Here is a 20,264-nt window from a genome sequence, read left to right as displayed (position 1 = left end):
CTTTTCCGGGATGATCATCCCTTTCATCCGTCTTCTTCATCGGAGGAACGCCTTGCCAGTCCTGACCGGTGTCCGCGCCGTCGAGGGTCCGCTGTCCGAGGTGCCCGGCGCGCAGGTGCTCGCCGTGCCCCAGGGCGTCGATCCCGGTTTCGACACCGGGTTCGTGCCCGCCGACCTGCTGGAGTACCGGGAGGCCAAGGGCGAGGCCGGCGAGATCGTCTCCGTCCCCGCGCTGGTGGACGGCGTGTACCGGGAACTGCTGTTCTACGGGATCGGCAAGGGCACCCCGGCCGACCTCCGCAAGGCAGGGGCCGCGGTCGCCGCGCGGGCCAAGGGCAAGGACGTGCTCGCGGTGGTCCCGCCCGAGGGCGACCTCGCGACCTTCACCGAGGCCGCGCTGCTGGCCGGGTACGACTACCACCTCAAGACCGGCGAGTCGAAGAAGCCCGCGGCCGAGATCGTCCTGGTCGGCGCGGAGCCGTCCCAGCGCGGCGCGGTCTACGCGCGCGCGGCGGCCCTCGCCCGGGACCTCACGAACACCCCCTCGAACGAGAAGGGCCCGTCCTGGCTCGCCGAGCAGGCCCGCACCGTCGCCGAGGGCAAGGGCCTGGGCGTGAAGGTCTGGGACGAGGACGAGCTGAAGGCCCAGGGCTTCGGCGGCCTCCTCGCGGTGGGCTCCGGCTCGCCCCGCCCGCCCCGCCTCATCCAGCTCTCCTACGAGCCCGAAGGCGCCACCCGGCACATCGTGCTGGTCGGCAAGGGCATCACCTTCGACACCGGCGGCATCTCGATCAAGCCCGCTGCCGGGATGACCACCATGAAGACCGACATGGCAGGCGGCGCCGTCGTCATCGGCGTCCTGTCCGCGCTGCGCGACCTCCAGGTGCCCGTCAAGGTCACCGGGCTGATCGCGGCGGCCGAGAACATGCCGTCCGGCTCGGCCATGCGCCCCTCCGACGTGATCACGCACTTCGGCGGCCTGACCTCCGAGGTCCTGAACACCGACGCCGAAGGCCGCCTCGTGCTGGCCGACGCGCTCGCCTACGCCGACGCCGAGCTCGCACCCGACGCCGTCGTCGACATCGCCACCCTCACCGGCGCCGCCAAGGTCGCGCTCGGGCTCAAGCACGGCGCGCTCTTCGCCACCGACGAGGGCCTCGCCGCCGAGCTGGAGGCCGCCGCGAAGACCGCCGAGGAGCCCGTCTGGCGGATGCCGCTGATCGACGACTACCGGCCTGCGATCGTCTCGGACGTCGCCGACGTCGCCAACATCGAGAAGCGCGGCTTCGGCGGCGGCGCGATCATGGCGGCGCTGTTCCTGGAGAAGTTCGCCGGCTCCCGCCCCTGGGCGCACCTGGACGTGGCGGGCCCGGCCCGCGCCGGTTCGTCGGCCACCGCGTACGGCGTCCGGCTCTTCCTGGACTGGCTCACCGCCTGATCCTGTCCCGAGGGCCCCGGATCCTGGTGATCCGGGGCTCAGGCGCCCTTTTCGGCGGTCTTGCGCACGACGCGCCGCTTCTTCGGCAGCCCGACACGCCGGTCCTCGAACGGGGCGTCCGTCCGCTTGCGCACCTCGCGGATCACGTCATCGGCCTTGACCGTCCAGCCCGGCAGCGTCGCGACGTTCCAGCGCAGCACCGCGACCCCGGGCAGTCCCTGCGTCTTGACCCGCAGGATCTCCGCGCCCGACACCTTCGCCGCCTGCGCGCTCTCCGGCACCGGGAGGAACGCGAGCTGGTGGGCGAGGCCCTTGCCGGTCGGGACGCCCTGACTCCACGCGCACACCGAGGCGACCTCCGCCCAGGGCAGCACCCGGTCGCCGTCGCGCGGCATCGGCCACTTCGCCGGGATCCGGACGCCCTCGTCCTCCAGCACCAGCAGCGGGCGGCGGCCCAGCAGATGGCCCAGCAGCACCAGCAGGACGGCGCCGAACGCGAGGGTGCCGGTCCCGCCGAGGAGCAGGAACACGACCCCGCCGACGCTGGCGGGATCGGCCAGCCCGCCGATGACGAACAGGACGGAGCAGACCAGCAGGATCGTCACCCCGATGACCTGGCCGGAGCCCTGGAAGGACGGACGGAGCCTTACCTCGACCGGGGAAGTGTCAGCCACGCTGCTTCTGCGCAATCAGGAGGCCGTCCCCGATGGGGAGCAGCAGGGGGATGAGGGACTCGTCCTCGGCGATGAGCCGGGCGGTGTTCTCCACCCCGAGCGCGTCGGCCTCGTCGGAGCAGGGGCGGAGCGCGTCGTCGAACACGACGACCCCGCCGGGGCGCAGCAGCCGCTGCGCGGCCGCCAGGTAGGCGGGGTACTCGCGCCGGACCGCATCGCAGAAGATGAGGTCGTAGGCGGCGTCGGTGAGCCGGGGGAGCACGTCGAGGGCGCGGCCGCTGATCATCCGGGTGCGTCCGGCGGCGAATCCGGCGTCGGCGTAGGCCATCTTGGCCAGGCGCTGGTTCTCCGGCTCCACGTCCACACTGGTGAGGACGCCCTGGGGATGCATCCCCCGCAGCAGCCAGATCCCCGACACGCCGCACCCCGAGCCGATCTCCACGACCGTCCGGGCATTGACCAGGGACGCCAGAAGGCGAAGGGCCGCTCCGCCGCCGGGGCCGATGGGATCGGCCGAGAACTCCTCGCCGAGCCGTCTCGCCTCGCGCAGCGGCTCATCCTCCGGGGACAACCACTCCCCGTAGGCCTGCACCTCGTTGATGGCCGCCTCCATGCCCTGACATCGACTCCGCGGTCAAGACGATAGCGCCGTCGGGGAACGAAGGCGCGTTCCGAGGCGTTCTAAAAATCACCGGTCCAAGGGAGCACGGTTCCTTGGCGAAGCAGGGGAAAGGGTGATCTGAGACACCATGGCGGTCTCAGCTATTCCATATCAGGGCGCCGCGGGGAGGGACGTGGGCCGGGAGAACGCTCCCGCAGCCGAATGGTCTCCGCCCTCGTGGGAGCAGGTCGTGAAGGACCACTCCCTGCGCGTCTACCGGCTCGCCTACCGGCTCACCGGCAACCAGCACGACGCGGAGGACCTCACCCAGGAGGTCTTCGTCCGTGTCTTCCGCTCCCTCGCCAACTACACCCCCGGCACGTTCGAGGGCTGGCTGCACCGGATCACGACGAACCTCTTCCTCGACCAGGCGCGGCGCAAGCAGCGCATCAGGTTCGAGGGCCTCGCCGAGGACGCGGCCGACAGGCTGCCCGGACGCGAGAAGTCCCCGGCCCAGGTCTATGAGGACACCAACTTCGACGGCGACATCCAGGCCGCGCTCGACGCGCTGTCCCCGGACTACCGCGCCGCCGTCGTGCTCTGCGACATCGAGGGGCTGTCGTACGAGGAGATCGCCGCGACGCTCGGGGTCAAGATCGGCACCGTGCGCAGTCGCATCCACCGGGGCCGCGCTCAGTTGCGCGCCGCCCTCGCCCACCGCGCTCCCGCAGAGAAGAAGGGGTCCACTCTGTGAGCTGCCTCGGGGAACGTCTTACCGCGCTGGTCGACGGGGAACTCGACCACGCCGAGCGCGATCGCGCTCAAGCGCACCTCGTGCTGTGCGCCGAATGCCGTGCCGAGGCCGAAGCGCTGCGGTCGGTCAAGCGGCGCCTGGGCGCGCTCGGCGGAGCGATGCCGAGCACCGATCTGATGATCGGCCTGTACAACCTCGGCCGGACGCCCCCGGCACCCGTCCCGGCGCCTGATTTCTTCCAGGCGCTGATGGTGACGGGCCAGGCGGACCTGCCCGACCGCTACCGGAGGCCGCGCGACAACCGCCCGGCCGGCAGCCCCGGAGCCTTCAACATGCCCCGGCGGCGCGTTCCGCGCGCGCGCACGTTCGTCGTGGGGGCGGCGGCGCTCGCCGCGCTAGGGGCGGGGACCGCCTCCAGCGTGGCCCCGACGGCGGCCCGCGTGCCGAACGTCACTCCGTCCTTCACCCAGCAGGTCTCCGGCAGTAACGGCCTCACCCAGGTGCGGCTTCCGCGACGTCTCGACGAGGCCAAGCGCTGAGTACGGTTTAGGTTGTCTTACGGCAAACACACGGTCGGTCGGCGACCATGAAACCGTTACATCTCAGGCTCGTCGAGGAGTTGGGTCATGACGGACGACAAGGGGTCGCACGAGGCGGTCGAGGAGAGCCCCGCGGGGCCGGCGTTCTCTCCTCCGGACGCTCTCTCCGCCCCGTCCGACAAGCTCGTGGTCTCGCGTGCTGCCGCAGCTGCCAACGCGCCTCAGCCGACGATGGTCGACGGCGCGATCATGCAGGCCCAGGAGTCTCCCTGGGCCTCGGGCGCGCAGCGGCTGCCGGAGGCCGCGCCGCCGCGGTACCAGGACAACCCGCCGCCCTACCAGGACGCGCCGCCCGCCTACGGCGAGCCGCGTCCGGGCTTCGCGCCCGCTCAGCAGGGCGCCTACTGGCCGGGTACCCAGCCCGCGGCACCGCAGCAGGCACCGCCGATCATCCCGGGGATGGCGCCTCCGCCGCCTCCGCCGATGGGGATGCCGCCCGGCGGGCCGGGTGGTCCCGGCGCGCCGAACTGGGCGCCTGTGCCGCCGCCCGCGTCCGCGCCGCGCCGCTCGCCCGGCGTCGGGGTGTTCGCGATCGGCGCGCTCGTCATCGCGCTGGTGGCCGGCGCGGTCGGCGCCGGGGTCGCGGTGGTGGCCACGGACGGCGGAACCGCTTCCTCCCCGGTCTCGATCGGCGGCGGGAACAGCGGCTCGACCGAGCAGGCCCGGGACCCGCAGTCCGTCGCGGGCATCGCGCAGCGGGTGCTGCCCAGCGTCGTGACGATCAAGGTGGAACTCGGCAACGGCGAAGGCGGCACGGGCACCGGATTCATCGTCCGCGGCGGCTACATCGTCACCAACAACCACGTGGTGGAGGCCGGTGGCAGCGGCGACGTCGCGTCCATCAGCGCCCTGTTCAGCGACGGCAAGGAGATGGCCGCCACGGTCGTGGGCACCTCTCCGGAGAACGACGTGGCCGTCCTGAAGCTGCAGGGCCAGCACGACCTCCCCGAGCTCGAACTCGGCGACTCCGACGCCCTCGCGCAGGGCGACCCGGTGATCGCGATCGGCTCTCCGCTCGGCCTCGACGGCTCGGTGACCACGGGCATCATCTCGGCCAAGGACAGGGTCGTGCCGACCGGCGACGAGAACGGCAACGACGGCGCCATGATCATCGCGCTGCAGACCGACGCCGCGATCAACCCCGGCAACTCGGGCGGGCCACTGGTCAACGCGGCCGACGGCAAGGTCATCGGCATGAACACCGCCATCGCCAGCCTGAGCGACGGAAGCGGCGAGAGCGGCAGCATCGGCCTCGGCTTCGCCATCCCGATCAACAAGGTGAGCCAGGTCGCCGACGCGCTGATCCAGGGCAAGACGGTCCGGAAAACGCTGATCGGCATCAGCATGGACACCAAGTACCAGGGTGACGGCGTCCGGATCATCAACAACGACCAGGGGATCGTCAAGAACGGGCCGGCGGACAAGGCGGGGCTCAAGCCCAACGACCTGATCCTCAAGGTGGACGACCGCACGGTGAGCTCGACGAGCGCCCTGATGGTGATCATCTCCTCGCACGCCCCGGGCGACACCGTCAACGTCACCTACCGGCGCGGCACCCAGGAGAGCACGGTCAAGGTCACCCTCGGCCAGGGCTGACCGGGACCGAGCGGCAGCCGCCGGGCCCTGTCCGCGGGGCGGTGCGGCGCGGATACTCTAAGGGGGCCGGGCGCAGATCCCGGCCCCCCGCGGCATGGAGGCGCAGTTGTTCGATGTGGGTCTGCCCGAGGCGCTGGTCCTCGGTGTTCTCGCGCTGGTGATCTTCGGGGACAAGCTGCCCTCCTACGCCCAGCAGGCGGGGCGCGCGCTGCGTCAGCTGAGGCAGATGGCGCAGTCCGCCCAGAGCGATCTGAAGGACGGTCTGGGTCCGGAGTTCAAGGACTTCGATCCGCGCGACCTGAACCCCAAGAACTTCGTGCGCAAGCATCTGTTCGAGGGCGAGAACGACCCCTTGGGCCTCAAGGACCTCGACAAGGACGACGACCTGCCGTCGTACGCGGCGCTGGCCGCGGAGCGGCGGCTCGGCTCCGACGAGCGCCCGCCGTTCGACTCCGAAGCCACCTGATCCGCCCCGCGGACACCCCGAAAACGAAGAGACCGCCCGCTTCCCTTCCCAGGGAGCGGGCGGTCTTGTCTCGCTGTGGGGTCAGCGCCCGGCGGGCGTGACGCTGAGCTGGCGGCCGAGCAGACCGCGGCTGCGGCCCGCCAGGTTCTCGGCGATCTTGCGCAGTTCGGCCGCGGCCGGGGCGTCCGGGTCGGACAGGACGAGCGGCTTGCCCTCGTCGCCGCCCTCGCGCAGCCGCACGTCCAGCGGCACCTGGCCGAGGAGCGGCACCCGCGCGCCGAGGGTCTTGGTCAGCTCGTCGGCGACGGTCTGGCCGCCGCCCTCGCCGAACACGTTCTGCCGCTCGCCGCAGTGGTCGCACACGAGATAGGACATGTTCTCGATGACGCCCGCGACCTGCTGGTGGGTCTGCGCGGCGATCGCGCCGGCCCGCTCGGCCACCTCGGCGGCGGCCTGCTGCGGCGTGGTCACCACGAGGATCTCCGCGTTCGGCAGCAGCTGGGCCACCGAGATCGCGATGTCGCCGGTGCCGGGCGGCAGGTCCATGAGCAGGATGTCGAGGTCGCCCCAGTACACGTCGGCGAGGAACTGCTGGAGCGCGCGGTGCAGCATCGGGCCGCGCCACACCACCGGCTGGTTGCCCGGGGTGAACATGCCGACCGAGATCACCTTCACGTCATGCGCCGACGGCGGCATGATCATGTCCTCGACCTTGGTGGGGCGGTCGTCCACGCCGAGCATGCGCGGCACCGAGTGGCCGTAGATGTCGGCGTCCACGACGCCGACCTTCCGGCCCAGCGCCGCGAAGGCCGCGGCGAGGTTCACCGTCACCGAGGACTTTCCGACGCCGCCCTTGCCGCTGGCGACCGCGTAGACCTTGGTCAGCGAGCTGGGCTTGGCGAACGGGATCTCCTTGGCGGGCTGGCCGCCGCGCAGCATCGTCTGGAGTTCCTTGCGCTGCTCGTCGCTCATCACGTCGAGTTCGACCTTGACGGAAGAAGCGCCGATCTTGGTGACGGCGTCCGTCACGTCCTTGGTGATCCTGTCCCGCATGGGGCAGCCGGCGACCGTCAGGTAGACGCCGACGCTCACCGCGCCGTCCGGGGCGATCTCGATGTTCTTCACCATGCCGAGCTCGGTGATAGGACGACGGATCTCCGGGTCCTGGACCGTGGCGAGGACCGCGGTCACCTGTTCGGTCGTCAAAGGGGAGGCCATGCGTCCATGGTATGGAACGCGGGGAGTGCGGGCGAACGCGGGGCGAGCCGACCGTGTCGCAACCGCAACCGAAGGACCACTTTGCGGAACCGCCCGCCGCCTAGCATCGGTCCCGTGACAGACGTGAGCACCCTCCCCGGCTCGACGATCACCTCCCGAGAACTCGCCGTGTGGCGCACCCTTCTGCGCGCCCAGGTGCGCATCTCGCGGCATCTGCACCAGGACCTCGTCGGTGAGCACGATCTCGCGCTGGGCTCCTACGACGTGCTCCAGCATCTGAGCGAGCAGCACGACGGGAGGCTGCGCATGAACGACCTCGCCGACCGCGTCCTGCTGTCGCGCAGCGGCCTGACCCGGCTCGTCGACCGGCTCCAGCGCGACGGCCTGGTCCGCCGCGAGTCCTGCACCAGCGACGCCCGCGGCCTGTTCGCGGTGATCACCCTCGCCGGACGGGAGCGGCTGCACCAGGCGACGGTCACCCACCACCGCGGCGTGCGCGAACTCCTCCTCGGCCGCCTCGACGCCGCCGAGATGGCCCAGTTCGAGACGATCCTGCGCAAGCTGGCCTCGGATCACCCTGTGGCGCTGTCGGCCTGACGCTCCTCGGCCCGCATGTCCCTGAGCAGCTGCTGGAGTTCGGAGCGGATGAAGTCGCGGGTGGCGACCTCGCCGAGGCCCAGCCGCAGCCCGGCGATCTCCCGGGACAGGTACTCGGTGTCGGCCATCGTCCGCTCGGCCTGCGCCCTGTCCTGCTCGCCCTGGACGCGGTCCCGGTCGTCCTGGCGGTTCTGCGCGAGCAGGATCAGCGGGGCCGCGTACGACGCCTGGAGCGACAGCATCAGGGTGAGGAAGATGAACGGGTACGGGTCGAACCGCCAGGACACCGGCATGAGGAAGTTCCAGGCGATCCACAGGGCCACGAAGACCGTCATGTAGACGAGGAACTTCGCCGTCCCCAGGAACCTGGCGATCTTCTCGGCCGCGATGCCGAAGGCCTCGGCGTCGTAGCGCGGCGTCCGCAGGCCCCTGCGGGTGTCGCGCGGCTGGTCGAGGCGGAAGCGGGGCGTCGTCACGGGGTGCTCCGGGAGTCGTCGTCGGTGGGCTCGTCGCCCATGTGCGACTCGCGCCAGTCGTCTGGCAGCAGGTGGTCCAGCACGTCGTCGATCGTGACCGCGCCGAGCATGTGGCCGTCCTCGTCGACGACCGCCGCGGACACGAGGTTGTAGGTGGCCAGGTGCCCTGAGACCGCCAGAAGCGGCATCGTCGGGCGCAGGGGAGACAGCGCGGTGTCCACGATGCCGCCGACCATCGTCGAAGGCGGGTCGCGCAGGAGCCGCTGGAAGTGGACGGTCCCCAGGTAGCGGCCGGTGGGCGTCTCGGTGGGCGGCCGCACCACGTACACCTGCGCGGCGAGCGCGGGGTTGAGATCGGGGTTGCGGATCTGCGCGAGCGCCTCGGCCACGGTGGCGTCCGGCGGCAGGATCACCGCCTCGGTCGTCATCAGGCCGCCCGCGGTGTTGTCGGCGTACTCCAGCAGGCGCCGGACGGGCTCGGCCTCCTCCGGCTCCATCAGCGCCAGGAGCTGCTCGCGCTGCTCGTCGGGCAGCTCTCCGAGCAGGTCGGCCGCGTCGTCCGGCCCCATCGCCTCCAGGACGTCGGCGGCCCGGTCCGCGTCGAGGCTGCCGAGGACCTCGATCTGGTCGTCCTCGGGCAGCTCCTCCAGCACGTCGGCGAGGCGCTCGTCGTCCAGGGCCGCGGCGACCTCGCCGCGCCGCTTGGCGGGCAACTCGTGCATGACGTTCGCGAGGTCGGCCGGCTTCATCCGCTCGAACGCGGCGATGAGCTGGACCGCGCCCTGCTGATCGGCGGGCACCTCGAGCCCGCTGATCTCCTCCCACTCGAACACCAGGGTCTCGGCGCGCACTCTGCGCGGCCCCTTCTCGCGGCGCACCGCGACCTTGGTGATCTCCCAGTCGCGGGTGCGCATCCGCTCCATCGCCAGGTCCACCAGGAGGTATTCGGCGCCTTCGACGGAGACCCGTCGGTCGAGCATCTCTGCGATCGCCAGCGTCTCGGCGGGCCGCTGTGCGAACCGGCGCATGTTGAGCCTGCCGTTGAAGATGACGGCCTTGGCGTCGAACGTGGTGACGCGGGTGAGCGGCAGGAAGACCGGACGGCCCGGCAGCACGTCCACCACGAGGCCGAGCACCCGCGGGCGTTCCAGGGGGCGCAGCGCCACCACGATGTCCCGGACCCGGCCGACCTGGTCGCCGATGGGGTCGAAGACGCCGATGCCCGCGAGACGGGCGAGGTACACCCTGGAAGGCCCGGAGTTCATGCTGTGGTGCCTACCCCGCGGAACGAGCCGGCGATCATCGGTCGACCTCGCGGCGTCGTCCGCCGACCATGAACGGGCGGGCCGTCTTGTTCGTCGCGGGGGTCTCCACGGTCCTGACGGCGGGGGAGTCTGCGTAGCCGCCGGGCAGCTCGGGATAGGCGCCGCTCGGGGTGAGGCGCATCAGGTAGGACTCGCGCGCCCAGTAGGCGGGGCCCCGGTCCGGCGCGGCGTTCAGCCGGGCCTTGAACAGGTGGGGCATCAGCTCCTCCCACTCCTCGGACCCCGGCTCCACCTCGGCGACGTCGGCCGTCCAGGTGATCAGGCGGCCTCCCTTGTCCTTGCTGCGCACGGACACCTCCGCGCGGGAGGCTTCGGGAAGGCCCGGAAGAGGCTGCTCTCCCTCTCCGCCCGTCAGCACGTACGCCGTGCCGTTCAGCCACACGTACCAGGCGGGGCGTGGCCGGGCGGGAGGCAGTCCGATCCAGACCAGCGCGGACTTCTTCATCGCCTCGTCCAGCGTTGCGGCGGCGTCCACCGGGCTCTGCGTCATGGCCTCATCATCGCGCAAGGCACACTCGCGCAAGGCATCGCGCGCACCGCCCGGACGGGAGGGCGACCTGCCGTGACGGCGCAGGAGGCGGGTCGGTAGCCTCCGGCTCATGCAGCGATCGCGACGCACCACCCTCGCCGTCCCCGGAAGCAACCCGCGCTTCATCGAGAAGGCCCGCGGGCTCGCCGCCGACGAGATCTTCCTCGACCTGGAGGACGCCGTCGCGCCCGGCGCCAAAGCCGAGGCGCGCAAACTCGTCGTGGCGGCGCTGCGCGAGGGCGGCTGGGGCGACAAGGTCAAGGTCGTGCGCGTGAACGCACTCGACACCGAGTGGACGTACCGGGACGTCATCGAAGTCGTCGAAGGCGCGGGCGACTCTCTCGACTGCGTCATGCTGCCAAAGGTGACCCGCCCCGCCGACGTGCAGTGGCTCGACACCCTGCTCACCCAGATCGAGCGGGCCAACGGGCTCGCGCCGGGCCGCATCGGCATCGAGGCCCAGATCGAGGACGCGCGGGGCCTCATCGACGTCGACGCGATCGCCGCCTCCTCGCCCCGGCTGGAGACCCTCGTCTTCGGTCCCGGCGACTTCATGGCGTCGATCAACATGAAGACCCTCGTCGTGGGGGAGCAGCCGCCCGGATACACGGAGGGCGACGCCTACCACTACATCTACATGCGCATCCTCATGGCGTGCCGCGCCTTCGGCCTCCAAGCCATCGACGGCCCTTACTTCAACGTACGGGACACCGAGGCGTTCACCAGGGCCGCCCGCCGTACCGCGGCACTCGGCTACGACGGCAAGTGGGTGCTGCACCCTTCGCAGATCGAGGCGGGCAACGAGGTCTTCTCCCCGGCACAGGAGGACTACGACCACGCCGAGCTGATCCTCGACGCCTACGACTACTACACGACCGTCGAGAAGCGCGGCGCGGCCATGCTCGGCGACGAGATGATCGACGAGGCGTCCCGCAAGATGGCCCTCGTGATCGCGGCCAAGGGCCGGGCCGCGGGGCTGGCCCGCACGAAGTCGTTCGAACGTCCGGGGAGCTGATCACCGCCCTCGCGGCTCCGGTTACGCTGCTGCAATGGAGCCTCCCGAGGACGTGACGCCCCCGGCGCGCGAGGGCACGCAGGACGAGCAGGCCGCCACGTCTTGGGCGCCGGTGGACCCGAGGCCCGCGTTCGGTCCGCCCGAGCCGCAGGCCTCCTGGCCGGCCGAGCACACCTACCCGGTGCAGCACACCGAGCAGCCCCCGCCCGTGCCGGGATCCGGTCCCGAGGCGCCGGGCTACCTGCTCTCCGAGCAGGGCGCTCCCGCTAACCCGGGCTACCGCCTGCCCGGCCAGGGCCCCGCCCACGGTCCGGGCGCGCCCGCACAGCAGCCTCACCCGGGCCCGCCCTACGGCCCCGTCCCTGGTGCACCCCAGGGCCGGCCGTACGCGGTGGGCCCGTATGCCGCGCCTCCCGGCCCGCCTCAGAACCAGCCCTACGCGACGGGTTCCTACCCCGCGCCTCCTGGCCAGCCGTACGCTGCGGGCCCCTACGCGCCTTCCGGGCCGCCCCAGGGGCAGCCGTACGCGACCGGCGCCCATGCCGTGCCGCAGGGGGCGCCCTACGGGGGCGGCGCCTACGGGACTCCTGGGCCCGGGTACTTCGTGCCGGGCGTCCATGTGCAGGCCGGGCCCCGGCTCGTGAGCCCGGAGCCGGGGACGCCCTTCCATCGGATGGACCGCACGCGGCTGCACAGCTGGTGGCGTCCGCTGGTCGGCACGCTCGTCCTCGGCGCGGGGCTCTTGATCTCCTCCGTGGTCGTCATGGTGTTCTGGATGCTCGGGCACTTCGTCCTCACCGGCGAGGGGCCCAGGTTCGGGGAGGGCGACGGCAGCGAGCTGTTCGGCAGCACCACCGAGGACCTGGCCGCCCAGCTGGTGATGATCGCCGTCTGGCTGCCGCTGGTCCCCTTCGTCGTCTGGGCGATCGCGCGGAGGCCCGCGGGCACCGTCGTGTCCGTCCTCGGGCGGATGCGCTGGAAGTGGCTCGGCGCGTGCGCGGTCGTGGCGGTCGGATACGTCGTGATCTCCTACGGCCTGCTGGTGTTCGTGACGCTGGCCTTCGGGGACGAGGACTCCGCGAAGGGCGCCGGCTTCCCAGGGTGGTCCGCCGTCGTGGTGCCGCTCGTGGTCATCGTGCTGCTCGTGCCGTTCCAGGCCACGGCCGAGGAGTTCGTCTTCCGCGGCTGGCTGCTCCAGGCGATCGGCGGCTGCACCCTCGCCCGTCCTGACGGCACCTACCGCAACGGGTTCACCGGCGCGCTGGGCAAGGCGTTCGCCACACCGTGGCCCGCGATCGTCCTCAGCAGCGCGTTCTTCGTCGCGGGCCACGGCTACACCGGCTGGGCGATGCTCGACATCGGGCTGTGGGCGATCGCCTGCGGCTGGCTCGCGGTCAAGACGGGCGGCCTGGAGGCGACGATCGCGCTGCACGTGCTCAACAACCTCGTCGCCTTCGCCGCCCCGGTCTTCGCGGGGGAACTCGACGACGCGCTGGTCCAGGGCGGGATGCCGGCGTACGTCCTGCTCGCCGACATCCCTTCGCTGGTCTTCTTCGTCGGGGCGGTGCTCTGGCTGCGGCGCAGGATGGGCATCGCCGAGGTCACCCCCGGCAAGCAGCTTCCCCCGCCGGTGTGGGCGCCGACCTCCCCTCAGCCGAGCCTGTAAGGCGCTCAGCGGCGCTCGTCGGGGCCTGGCACGCCGAACACCTGGGTCCACTCGCCGGCGGGCTGGGGGGCCTGCTGCGGCGCCTGAGGGCCGGGCTGTCCGTACTGGGGCTGCTGCCCGTACTGGCCCTGCGGGATCTGCTGCGGCTGGCCGAACTGGCCGGGCTGCTGGCCGTACTGCGGCTGCTGCGCCTGGGGGGCCTGCTGCGGCTGGCCGAACTGCTGCCCGAACGCGTGCTGCGGCGCGATCGGCGGCCGGCCCTGCTGCCCGGCGGGCGGCCCCTGCGGGGCGACCCCGGCGAACTGGGCGTGCCACTGCTGGATGCCCTGGACCTTGAGCGGGAACTGCGCGTCGACCATGCCGATGGCGCTCATCGGCGCCCAGGCGCGGCGCTTCGTCCCGTCGTGCAGGCGCAGCGTGACGCGGTCGGCGAACCAGAACTTGCCGCCGTCGACCGCGGCGACCTCGTGCCAGGCGTAGGTGTGGGTCTGCCAGCCGTTCATGGTGATGCCCTGGGGCGTCAGGGTGAGACCGAACTGCGCGTACTTGAAGTAATAGAAGACGAACACCCCGGCGAGCAGGAGGAAGAAGATGCCGAGGCCGGGGGCCGAGACCGTGAACTGAAGAAGGCCGAGGATCACATAAACCCCGGCCAGAACGAGGTAGATCCTGCGCTGCGGCAGTTCCGCCCGGAATTCCAGACGCTGCATCGGCGGTGCCCCCTTGTGGAACGTTTCGGTGGGCGTCTGATTTTACCCGGAGATGACTTTCCAGAGCAGGAGCGCGTCGCGCAATCCGTCCGTCAGTGGAAGATCGTCGAGGCGGTCGAGGGGGATCCACCGGACATCGGCGGCGTCGTCGCCCGCCCGGGGCTCTCCGGCCAGGATCCGCGCCCGGTAGTCGAAGACGTCATAGGGGCCGATCCGTACGGATCCGAGCAGGTCGCCGGGCTCCACGACGAGCGAGGTCTCCTCGGCGAGTTCCCTGACGACGGCGTCGTGGTCGGTCTCGCCCGGTTCGACCCGTCCGCCGGGGATCGACCACAGGCCCTCGCCCGGCGGGTGGCCCCGGCGCACCAGCAGCAGCCTCCCGTCCTGGACGATCACCGCCCCCACGCATCGCATACGCCCCAGTAGAAGACTTTCCGGACTCGATAGGCAATCATTCTTGACTTACCGACGCTGAACGGCGACCGTGGGTAGTCGTGGGATCTGAACGCTTCTGTCCCCGCTGCGGCGGAACTGCGGTCCCGCCCGGGTCGGGCGGGGAGTGGACCTGCGTCGCGCACGGGCCGGTCCTGCCGCTGGCCCCGCCGCTGCCGCCGAGCGAGGAGGGCCTGGCAGAGGTCAGGAGGGACGCGGAGGTGCCGGTCTGGCTCCCCTGGCCCCTGCCGTCCGGTTGGCTCGTCACAGGCTTCCTGAAGGCCGGAGACGAGCACTCCGGCACCCGCGCGGCAGGGGTGGCGCTCTCCGGTCCCGGCCTCGCCGCCGGCCCGGCGGACATGGTCCTCATCGCTGAAGAGGTGGGCGTCGGACTCGGCGCTTTCTGCGCGGGCCTCAACGGGCCCGATCCGGGCCCCGCCTTCGACGAGGGGCCTTCGCTGGCGAAGGTGGCCGCGCAGGGCCGTCCGGTGGCTCTGTGGGCCGTGGACGCCCCATCGGACCGCGCCGTGTACGCGGGAGAGGCCATGGGCCGATGGCTCTGGGCGGTGCTGTGGCCCGCCGAGGCGGGCGTCATGATCCTTGATCGCCTCCAACTCATCGACCTGCGCGAGCCGGGTATCGAGATAGACCTGCCCTTCGGCGCCCCGTGCCCGCGTCTGACCGGTTCCCCGGAGAAAAAGGACCGCGGCTGACCCCCGCGAGAGCCCCCGGAGACCGTGCTTTTCCGGGCGAAGGCGGGATAGGCTTCCGCCGTGACTGCGCGCATTGAATCTGTGGTGACCAGCGGACCGGTGACGGTCGACGACGAGACCCTGACCGTCGAGGCGAACACATGGATCGTCGGCGACGACGAGGCGGTGATCGTCATCGACCCGGCCAACGACGCCGAGGCGATTCTCAAGGCCGTCGACGGGCGTGAGGTCATGGCCGTGGTCTGCACGCACGGACGCGACAACGTCCTGTCCACGGTGCTGGAGGTCTCCGCCGACGAGGAGCGCGGCGACGCGCCGATCATGCTGCACCGTGCCGACCGCCCCCTGTGGCGCACCTACTTCCGCAAGCTCGCGCAGGAGACCGAGGACGACGACCTCCGCTCGCTGGAGCCGGACCAGTACCTCGAGGAGGGTGGCGCGTTCGAGATCGCCGACGTCCAGCTCGAGGTCCTGCACACGCCGGGCTTCACCGGCGGCAGCATCTCGCTGTACGGCGAGGGCGAGTCCGTGCTGTTCTCGGGCAACACCCTGTGGCGCGGCCGTCCGGGCGTGTACGGCGACGTCTACGCCGAACTGCACACCCAGCTGAACTCCATCAGCGCCCAGTACGGCCAGCTTCCGCGCGACACCCGCGTGCTGCCCGGCCAGGGTGCGGAGACCACCGTCGGTGACGAGGCCGACCGCTGGGAGTCCTGGTACGAGCTGTCGCGCACCGACACCGAGACCGACGAGTCCTGACGGGTGGAGCAGCTCGGCCTGGAAGGCATGCCGCGGCGGCTCTACCCGTGCACCCCGTCCAGGCTGAACACCTGGCTGGACTGCCCGCGCCGCTACCGGATGACGTATCTGGACCGGCCGCAACCGGCCAAGGGTCTGCCCTGGGCGCACAACAGCGTCGGGGCGGCCGTGCACAACGCGCTGGCCGCCTACTGGCGGCTTCCTGAGGCCGAGCGCACGCCCGAGGCGGCGGGTGCCCTCCTGGCGCGCGGGTGGCTCACCGACGGCTTCCGTGACGCCGCGCAGGCGCAGGAGTGGCGCACGCGGGCCCGCACGATGGTCGAGGACTACGCGGCGGGCCTGGACCCGGCGCAGGAACCGGCCGGGGTCGAGCGGACCGTGGCCACGCGCACCGAGGTGATCGCGGTGTCGGGCCGGATCGACCGGCTCGACCACCGGGGCGCGGCCCTGGCCGTCGTCGACTACAAGACCGGCCGCCGCCCCCTGACCCCGGACGACGCCCGCGGCTCGCTGGCGCTCGCCCTGTACGCCATCGCGGCCTCCCGGGTGCTGCGGCGGCCCTGCCGGACGGTCGAGCTCCACCACCTGCCCACGGGCACGGTCGCGGCGTGGGACCACACCGAGGAGTCCTTGGGCCGGCACCTTCAGCGCGCGGAGCAGCTCGCCATGGAGTGCGCCGACGCCGACGAGGCGTACAAGACCCGCATACCGGCGCCGCGCAGGTCGCCGGAGGGCGGGGTGGAGCACGCCCGTCACGACGAGGTCTTCCCTCCCCGCCCCGGGCCGCTGTGCGGCTGGTGCGACTACGCCAGGCACTGCCCCGAGGGGCAGGCCGCCGGGCCGCGCAAGCAGCCCTGGGCGGCTCTGGAGGACGCGCCCGCCGCCCGTTAGGCGTGGGCGAGCCGCCCGGCGGGCCAGCGGCGCGGGTCGCGCAGCCCGATGAGGCCCTTGGACAGGTCGTAGCCTTCGGCCGCCAGGTTCTGCCGGGTGCGCTCCAGCATCTCGCGGGTCGGCTTCATGAACGCGTAGTCGTGGACGTTCTCGGGCACGGAGTTCATGGCGAGCCGGAACGAGCGCAGGGCCGTCGTCACCAGGGGCTGCGGGACCTCCGGGAGCGTCCCGTACATCTCGCGCGCCCACTTGGGCAGCGTGTAGTAGCAGAGCGCGCCGAAGGGGAAGTAGGCCGGTTTGCCGGGCGCCAGGAACCTGAGGTTCTCCGGCAGGTTCGGCCAGACCAGGAACTTCACGGTCTCCAGCGCCTCCCGGGTGGCGCGGAGCTGGGGCCGCATCTCCCGGAAGTAGGCCTCCATCTCCTTGACGCTGCCCGGCACGTCCTCGGCGTGCAGGCCGACGTGCTCGGCGGTGTGCCTCTGCTCGTCGAGGTAGCGGTCGGCCATGGCGTCAGTAAGGGGAAGTCCGGCCCTGCGGGCGGTCTCCAGGTAGGAGTAGACCTCCGCGCAGTGCACCCACAGCAGCAGTTCGGGCTGGTCGAGCCGTTCGCGCTTGCCGGTGTCGTGGTTGAGGATGCGCAGGCTGCGGTGGATGCCCCGGACCCGCGCCGCCAGCGTCTCGATCTCCGCGGGGCTGCCGAAGGTCGCCACCCCGACGAAGTCGGCGGTCCGCTGGAGCCGTCCGAAGGGGTCCTCCTGGAAGTTCGAGTTCTGCCAGACACCCCACATGGCCATGGGGTGCAGAGCCTGGAGCATGAGGCTCCGCACTCCGCCGATCCACATCGACCGGTCGATGTGCACTCGCCACGTCACGCTCTCCGGAGCCGCCACCGAAGCCGCCATCCCACACCTCCATGAGACAAAGTCAGGTAAGTGTATCGTTATGCCCACGACCGCGACAGGGGACGTGCCTCCCGGAGACGACGACGGCCCCGCACCGTGAGGCGCGGGGCCGTGACGGGCACGGGAGCGTCAGTGGCGCTCGGCGGAGTTCCAGAAGTCCGTGAGGGCGTGCGCGGTGGTCTCCGGGGCCTCCCAGGCGGGGGAGTGGGCCGCGCCCGGGATGACGACCCTGACGGCGTCCAGCCTGTCGGCCATCGCCGCCTGGACGCGCGGGTCCCAGGCGTCGTCGTCCTCGCCGAACAGGACCATGATCGGCAGGTCGGCGTCGTCACAGACCTTGCAGAGGTCCTCGACCTTGTCGGGCGCGCTGGTCAGCTCCCGGGACATCTCGATCAGGCCGCGCGGGCAGGTGCGCACCGCCCGCTCGCGCAGGAACGAGATCACCGGACCCGGCCGGCCTGCGGCCACCGCGTCCGGGCCGAGCTTGATCTCCCAGATGTCGTTCATGCCGAGGGCGCCGAGGGCTTCGCGGAGCATGGTCGCGCGCTCCGCCGACTGGCCGCCGATCGCACCGGGCCCCGACGACATCAGGGTGAACGACGAGACGGACATCGGATCGGCCAGGACGGCCTCCCGCGCCACCAGGCCGCCGAAGGAGTGGCCCACGAGGTGGACGGGTTCGGGGCCGAGCTGCTCGGCCACCGCGCGGATGTCGGCGCCCAGAGCGGCGAGCCGGTAGGCCGCGGGGTCGTCGGGGGTGCCTGGGCTCTCGTACTGCCCGCGCATGTCCATGGCGACGACACGCCGGCCCGCACGCGTCAGCGTCTGCAGAATTCCGAGGAAATCCTCTTTACTCCCGGTGTATCCGGGTACCAGAAGCGCCGGCTGACGCTCGGGCTCTCCGACCGGGAGGGCTTCGAGCACGGCGAACTCGCCGCGCGTCGTCCTCAGGGTCGTACGGCGAACGACGGGGGGCAATTCCAGGAACCGGGGCGTGCTCACGGTGATTCAACCTACCAACCGGGCGGCGCGTTGCGTGTCCCCGAAAGGGAAGGGGTTGGCGTCGGGCACGTCCGAAGGGTCCGTTGAGGCGTCAGTAAATGCAAAGAATCCGCCTGATCCCATACGGAAAGGGGATCAAGCGGATTCCTAAAGAACCCACCGAGTGACCGGTCAGGTGTTCTCCGACACCTGGCCCTCACCGGCGGTGCGCCGGGTGCGGGTCCGGCGGCGGCGTGGGCGCTTGGCCTCGGCCGACTCGTTGCGCACCGGCTCGATCGCCTCGGCCTTCGTCTCCGGAGCCGACACGGCCTCCGCGGCGGTCGGCGCCGCCGGGTCGACCGCGTCGTCGACCGCCACACCGCGGCGGGTGCGGGTACGGCTGCGCTCCCGACGCGGCCTGGGCTCGCGCTCGGTCTTGGCCCTGGGGCTGCGCTGGCGGCCCGTCTCGCCGATGTCCTCGAGTTTCTCGGCGTTCAGCCCCTCCCGCTCGCGCTGCTCCTTCGGGAGCGTGCCCTTGGCGGTGGTGGGGATGGAGAGCGCCTCGAAGAGGTTGTCGGAGGTCGAGTAGGTCTCCACCGGGTCGGCGAAGTCGAGTCCGAGAGCCTTGTTGATCAGCTTCCAGCGCTGGAGGTCGTTCCAGTCCACGAGGGTCACCGCGATGCCCTCCTTGCCGGCCCGGCCGGTGCGGCCGATCCGGTGGACGTGGGTCTTGTCGTCCTCGGGGCACTCGTAGTTGACCACGTGGGTGACGTCGTCGATGTCGAGGCCGCGCGCAGCCACGTCGGTGGCGATCAGCACGTCGATCTTGCCGTGCCGGAACGCGCGCAGCGCCCGCTCGCGCTGGCCCTGGCCGAGGTCGCCGTGGACCGCGGCGACCGCGAAGCCGCGCTGGGTCATGTCGGCGGCCAGCCTGTCGCAGGTGCGCTTGGTCTGGCAGAACACCATGGTCAGGCCCCGGCCGTCGGCCTGGAGGATCCGGGCGAGGATCTCCGGCTTGTCCATCTGGTGGGCCTGCCAGACGATCTGCCGCACCTGCGGCTGCGCCTCGGACTCGGCGTGGGACTCGGCCCTGACGTTCGTCGGACGGGTCAGGTACCTGCGCGACAGCGTCACGATCTCGCCCGGCATGGTCGCCGAGAAGAGCATGGTCTGGCGCTCCGCCGGGACCTTGGCGACGATCCGCTCGATGTCGGGCAGGAAGCCCAGGTCGAGCATCCGGTCGCCCTCGTCCAGCACCAGCACCGAGACCTGCGAAAGGTCGAGGTGCCGCTGCTTGACCAGGTCGAGCATCCGGCCCGGGGTGCCGACGACGACGTCGACGCCGTCCTTCAGCGCCTCGATCTGGGGCTCGTACGCCCGGCCGCCGTAGACCGAGAGCACCCGCGTGCCGAGCTTGCCGCCCGCCAGCGTCAGGTCGTCGTGGACCTGGATGGCGAGCTCACGGGTCGGGACCACGACGAGGCCCTGGGGGCACTTGCCGCCGTGGGTGATCCGCTGGAGCAGCGGGATGCCGAACGCGAGCGTCTTGCCCGTGCCGGTTCGCGCCTGGCCGATGATGTCCTGGCCGCCGAGCGCGATGGGCAGCGCGAGGGCCTGGATGGGGAACGGTGTGGTGATGCCCTCGGTCGCGAGGGCATCGGCTATTTCGGGGATGACCCCGAGTTCGGTGAAGGTAGTCAGGGCTTCCAGCCTCCGTAGTAGGACGGCGGTCAATTACCCCGGAAGCACCGTTGGGAGCGCGGCGCTGCAAAGGCCTTGGTATCCGGCCGCGCGCTCGCGCGGGAGGGACCTGCCGTCGGTCTTCGTTTCGGCGTGGACCGCGTACGCGGGGTGGCGCCGATCCCGTGGACGGCCGCTGTCGTACGACTGATGTCGTCGGAACGGTGTCGCGTGGGAACGGC

Annotated in this window: 22 protein-coding genes; 11 read left to right on the top strand and 11 right to left on the bottom strand. The window is 71.5% G+C overall.

Annotated features, from left to right (window positions below):
* The first annotated feature begins 52 nt into the window (after nucleotides 1-52).
* Nucleotides 53-1,438, top strand: a complete 1,386-nt coding sequence (locus tag ACYVOM_RS02950; RefSeq protein ID WP_460301622.1) for a leucyl aminopeptidase family protein — start codon at nucleotides 53-55, stop codon at nucleotides 1,436-1,438.
* A 38-nt stretch (nucleotides 1,439-1,476) separates the two neighbouring features.
* Here ACYVOM_RS02950 and ACYVOM_RS02945 read toward each other — a convergent pair whose 3' ends face one another.
* Together ACYVOM_RS02945 and ACYVOM_RS02940 are read right to left on the bottom strand one after the other, a co-directional pair.
* Nucleotides 1,477-2,112 (bottom strand): hypothetical protein, encoded by a 636-nt coding sequence (locus ACYVOM_RS02945; RefSeq protein WP_460301621.1) that lies wholly within the window; start codon nucleotides 2,110-2,112, stop codon nucleotides 1,477-1,479.
* Entirely contained in the window at nucleotides 2,105-2,725 is a 621-nt protein-coding gene (locus tag ACYVOM_RS02940; protein WP_460301620.1) for an O-methyltransferase, read from the bottom strand. The genes ACYVOM_RS02945 and ACYVOM_RS02940 overlap by 8 nt, the downstream gene beginning before the upstream one ends.
* Before the next feature lie 136 nt (nucleotides 2,726-2,861).
* Between ACYVOM_RS02940 and sigE the strand changes: the two genes are divergently transcribed.
* The 4 genes from sigE to ACYVOM_RS02920 all read left to right on the top strand — a co-directional run bounded on the left by sigE (nucleotide 2,862) and on the right by ACYVOM_RS02920 (nucleotide 6,128).
* On the top strand, nucleotides 2,862-3,467 hold the full coding sequence (gene sigE, locus ACYVOM_RS02935; RefSeq protein ID WP_460301619.1) for an RNA polymerase sigma factor SigE: 606 nt from the start codon (nucleotides 2,862-2,864) through the stop codon (nucleotides 3,465-3,467).
* Nucleotides 3,464-4,006, top strand: a complete 543-nt coding sequence (locus tag ACYVOM_RS02930; RefSeq protein WP_460301618.1) for a zf-HC2 domain-containing protein — start codon at nucleotides 3,464-3,466, stop codon at nucleotides 4,004-4,006. The genes sigE and ACYVOM_RS02930 overlap by 4 nt, the downstream gene beginning before the upstream one ends.
* A gap of 87 nt (nucleotides 4,007-4,093) precedes the next feature.
* Nucleotides 4,094-5,662 carry a S1C family serine protease gene (locus ACYVOM_RS02925; protein WP_460301617.1) on the top strand — a complete coding sequence of 523 codons (1,569 nt, stop codon included), beginning with the start codon at nucleotides 4,094-4,096 and terminating at the stop codon, nucleotides 5,660-5,662.
* Nucleotides 5,663-5,768: 106 nt separating this feature from the next.
* Nucleotides 5,769-6,128: a sec-independent translocase gene (locus tag ACYVOM_RS02920; protein WP_460301616.1), complete on the top strand. Its 360-nt coding sequence runs from the start codon at nucleotides 5,769-5,771 to the stop codon at nucleotides 6,126-6,128.
* 81 nt (nucleotides 6,129-6,209) lie between these two features.
* On the opposite strand, the gene ACYVOM_RS02915 is transcribed toward ACYVOM_RS02920, so the two are convergent.
* The gene (locus tag ACYVOM_RS02915; RefSeq protein ID WP_460301615.1) at nucleotides 6,210-7,346 is read right to left on the bottom strand and encodes an Mrp/NBP35 family ATP-binding protein; all 1,137 of its coding nucleotides are present in this window, start codon (nucleotides 7,344-7,346) and stop codon (nucleotides 6,210-6,212) included.
* Nucleotides 7,347-7,460: 114 nt separating this feature from the next.
* Here ACYVOM_RS02915 and ACYVOM_RS02910 point away from each other — a divergent pair, with 114 nt between their 5' ends.
* Nucleotides 7,461-7,943 carry a MarR family winged helix-turn-helix transcriptional regulator gene (locus ACYVOM_RS02910; RefSeq protein ID WP_460301614.1) on the top strand — a complete coding sequence of 161 codons (483 nt, stop codon included), beginning with the start codon at nucleotides 7,461-7,463 and terminating at the stop codon, nucleotides 7,941-7,943.
* Here the strand turns inward: ACYVOM_RS02910 and ACYVOM_RS02905 are convergent.
* From ACYVOM_RS02905 to ACYVOM_RS02895, 3 genes are read right to left on the bottom strand one after another with little or no spacing between them, the layout of a single operon-like run.
* Nucleotides 7,919-8,419 carry a DUF1003 domain-containing protein gene (locus ACYVOM_RS02905; protein WP_460301613.1) on the bottom strand — a complete coding sequence of 167 codons (501 nt, stop codon included), beginning with the start codon at nucleotides 8,417-8,419 and terminating at the stop codon, nucleotides 7,919-7,921. The genes ACYVOM_RS02910 and ACYVOM_RS02905 overlap by 25 nt on opposite strands.
* Nucleotides 8,416-9,684: a magnesium transporter MgtE N-terminal domain-containing protein gene (locus tag ACYVOM_RS02900; RefSeq protein WP_460301612.1), complete on the bottom strand. Its 1,269-nt coding sequence runs from the start codon at nucleotides 9,682-9,684 to the stop codon at nucleotides 8,416-8,418. Before ACYVOM_RS02900 ends, ACYVOM_RS02905 begins: the two co-directional genes overlap by 4 nt.
* 34 nt (nucleotides 9,685-9,718) lie before the next feature.
* Nucleotides 9,719-10,234, bottom strand: coding sequence for a hypothetical protein (locus ACYVOM_RS02895; RefSeq protein WP_460301611.1), 516 nt, complete (start codon nucleotides 10,232-10,234; stop codon nucleotides 9,719-9,721).
* A 109-nt stretch (nucleotides 10,235-10,343) separates the two neighbouring features.
* Between ACYVOM_RS02895 and ACYVOM_RS02890 the strand changes: the two genes are divergently transcribed.
* Both ACYVOM_RS02890 and ACYVOM_RS02885 read left to right on the top strand, forming a co-directional pair.
* Nucleotides 10,344-11,288, top strand: coding sequence for an HpcH/HpaI aldolase/citrate lyase family protein (locus ACYVOM_RS02890; protein ID WP_460301610.1), 945 nt, complete (start codon nucleotides 10,344-10,346; stop codon nucleotides 11,286-11,288).
* A 34-nt stretch (nucleotides 11,289-11,322) separates the two neighbouring features.
* Complete coding sequence (locus tag ACYVOM_RS02885; protein ID WP_460301609.1) at nucleotides 11,323-12,954, top strand: lysostaphin resistance A-like protein; 1,632 nt, start codon at nucleotides 11,323-11,325, stop codon at nucleotides 12,952-12,954.
* Nucleotides 12,955-12,959: 5 nt separating this feature from the next.
* Here ACYVOM_RS02885 and ACYVOM_RS02880 read toward each other — a convergent pair whose 3' ends face one another.
* Both ACYVOM_RS02880 and ACYVOM_RS02875 read right to left on the bottom strand, forming a co-directional pair.
* Nucleotides 12,960-13,664: a hypothetical protein gene (locus tag ACYVOM_RS02880; RefSeq protein ID WP_460301608.1), complete on the bottom strand. Its 705-nt coding sequence runs from the start codon at nucleotides 13,662-13,664 to the stop codon at nucleotides 12,960-12,962.
* A 42-nt stretch (nucleotides 13,665-13,706) separates the two neighbouring features.
* Nucleotides 13,707-14,078 (bottom strand): NUDIX hydrolase, encoded by a 372-nt coding sequence (locus tag ACYVOM_RS02875; RefSeq protein WP_460301607.1) that lies wholly within the window; start codon nucleotides 14,076-14,078, stop codon nucleotides 13,707-13,709.
* Between the two features lie 80 nt (nucleotides 14,079-14,158).
* Here ACYVOM_RS02875 and ACYVOM_RS02870 point away from each other — a divergent pair, with 80 nt between their 5' ends.
* From ACYVOM_RS02870 to ACYVOM_RS02860, 3 genes are read left to right on the top strand one after another with little or no spacing between them, the layout of a single operon-like run.
* Nucleotides 14,159-14,809, top strand: coding sequence for a DUF6758 family protein (locus ACYVOM_RS02870; RefSeq protein ID WP_460301606.1), 651 nt, complete (start codon nucleotides 14,159-14,161; stop codon nucleotides 14,807-14,809).
* Nucleotides 14,810-14,869: 60 nt separating this feature from the next.
* Complete coding sequence (locus tag ACYVOM_RS02865) at nucleotides 14,870-15,568, top strand: MBL fold metallo-hydrolase (RefSeq protein WP_460301605.1); 699 nt, start codon at nucleotides 14,870-14,872, stop codon at nucleotides 15,566-15,568.
* Between the two features lie 3 nt (nucleotides 15,569-15,571).
* Nucleotides 15,572-16,459 carry a RecB family exonuclease gene (locus ACYVOM_RS02860; RefSeq protein ID WP_460301604.1) on the top strand — a complete coding sequence of 296 codons (888 nt, stop codon included), beginning with the start codon at nucleotides 15,572-15,574 and terminating at the stop codon, nucleotides 16,457-16,459.
* Here the strand turns inward: ACYVOM_RS02860 and ACYVOM_RS02855 are convergent.
* The 3 genes from ACYVOM_RS02855 to ACYVOM_RS02845 all read right to left on the bottom strand — a co-directional run bounded on the left by ACYVOM_RS02855 (nucleotide 16,456) and on the right by ACYVOM_RS02845 (nucleotide 20,076).
* Nucleotides 16,456-17,361 carry an oxygenase MpaB family protein gene (locus ACYVOM_RS02855; RefSeq protein WP_460301603.1) on the bottom strand — a complete coding sequence of 302 codons (906 nt, stop codon included), beginning with the start codon at nucleotides 17,359-17,361 and terminating at the stop codon, nucleotides 16,456-16,458. The two genes, ACYVOM_RS02860 and ACYVOM_RS02855, sit on opposite strands and share 4 nt — an antisense overlap.
* 129 nt (nucleotides 17,362-17,490) lie before the next feature.
* Nucleotides 17,491-18,285 (bottom strand): alpha/beta fold hydrolase, encoded by a 795-nt coding sequence (locus ACYVOM_RS02850; protein WP_460302338.1) that lies wholly within the window; start codon nucleotides 18,283-18,285, stop codon nucleotides 17,491-17,493.
* A gap of 249 nt (nucleotides 18,286-18,534) precedes the next feature.
* Complete coding sequence (locus ACYVOM_RS02845) at nucleotides 18,535-20,076, bottom strand: DEAD/DEAH box helicase (protein ID WP_460301602.1); 1,542 nt, start codon at nucleotides 20,074-20,076, stop codon at nucleotides 18,535-18,537.
* Between the last annotated feature and the right edge of the window lie 188 nt (nucleotides 20,077-20,264).

It is taken from the genome of Actinocorallia aurea, from assembly GCF_054783995.1.
The sequence above is the reverse complement of the archived record's forward strand: the minus strand, read 5'-3'. Positions and strand labels throughout refer to the sequence as shown.

Coding starts and splice junctions, on each gene's coding strand:
- ACYVOM_RS02895 (WP_460301611.1), bottom strand. CDS start 10,234: ATGACGCAGAGCCCGGTGGACGCCGCCGCAACGCTGGACGAGGCGATG.
- ACYVOM_RS02900 (WP_460301612.1), bottom strand. CDS start 9,684: ATGAACTCCGGGCCTTCCAGGGTGTACCTCGCCCGTCTCGCGGGCATC.
- ACYVOM_RS02885 (WP_460301609.1), top strand. CDS start 11,323: ATGGAGCCTCCCGAGGACGTGACGCCCCCGGCGCGCGAGGGCACGCAG.
- ACYVOM_RS02875 (WP_460301607.1), bottom strand. CDS start 14,078: ATGCGATGCGTGGGGGCGGTGATCGTCCAGGACGGGAGGCTGCTGCTG.
- sigE (WP_460301619.1), top strand. CDS start 2,862: ATGGCGGTCTCAGCTATTCCATATCAGGGCGCCGCGGGGAGGGACGTG.
- ACYVOM_RS02940 (WP_460301620.1), bottom strand. CDS start 2,725: ATGGAGGCGGCCATCAACGAGGTGCAGGCCTACGGGGAGTGGTTGTCC.
- ACYVOM_RS02925 (WP_460301617.1), top strand. CDS start 4,094: ATGACGGACGACAAGGGGTCGCACGAGGCGGTCGAGGAGAGCCCCGCG.
- ACYVOM_RS02890 (WP_460301610.1), top strand. CDS start 10,344: ATGCAGCGATCGCGACGCACCACCCTCGCCGTCCCCGGAAGCAACCCG.
- ACYVOM_RS02915 (WP_460301615.1), bottom strand. CDS start 7,346: ATGGCCTCCCCTTTGACGACCGAACAGGTGACCGCGGTCCTCGCCACG.
- ACYVOM_RS02855 (WP_460301603.1), bottom strand. CDS start 17,361: ATGGCGGCTTCGGTGGCGGCTCCGGAGAGCGTGACGTGGCGAGTGCAC.
- ACYVOM_RS02880 (WP_460301608.1), bottom strand. CDS start 13,664: ATGCAGCGTCTGGAATTCCGGGCGGAACTGCCGCAGCGCAGGATCTAC.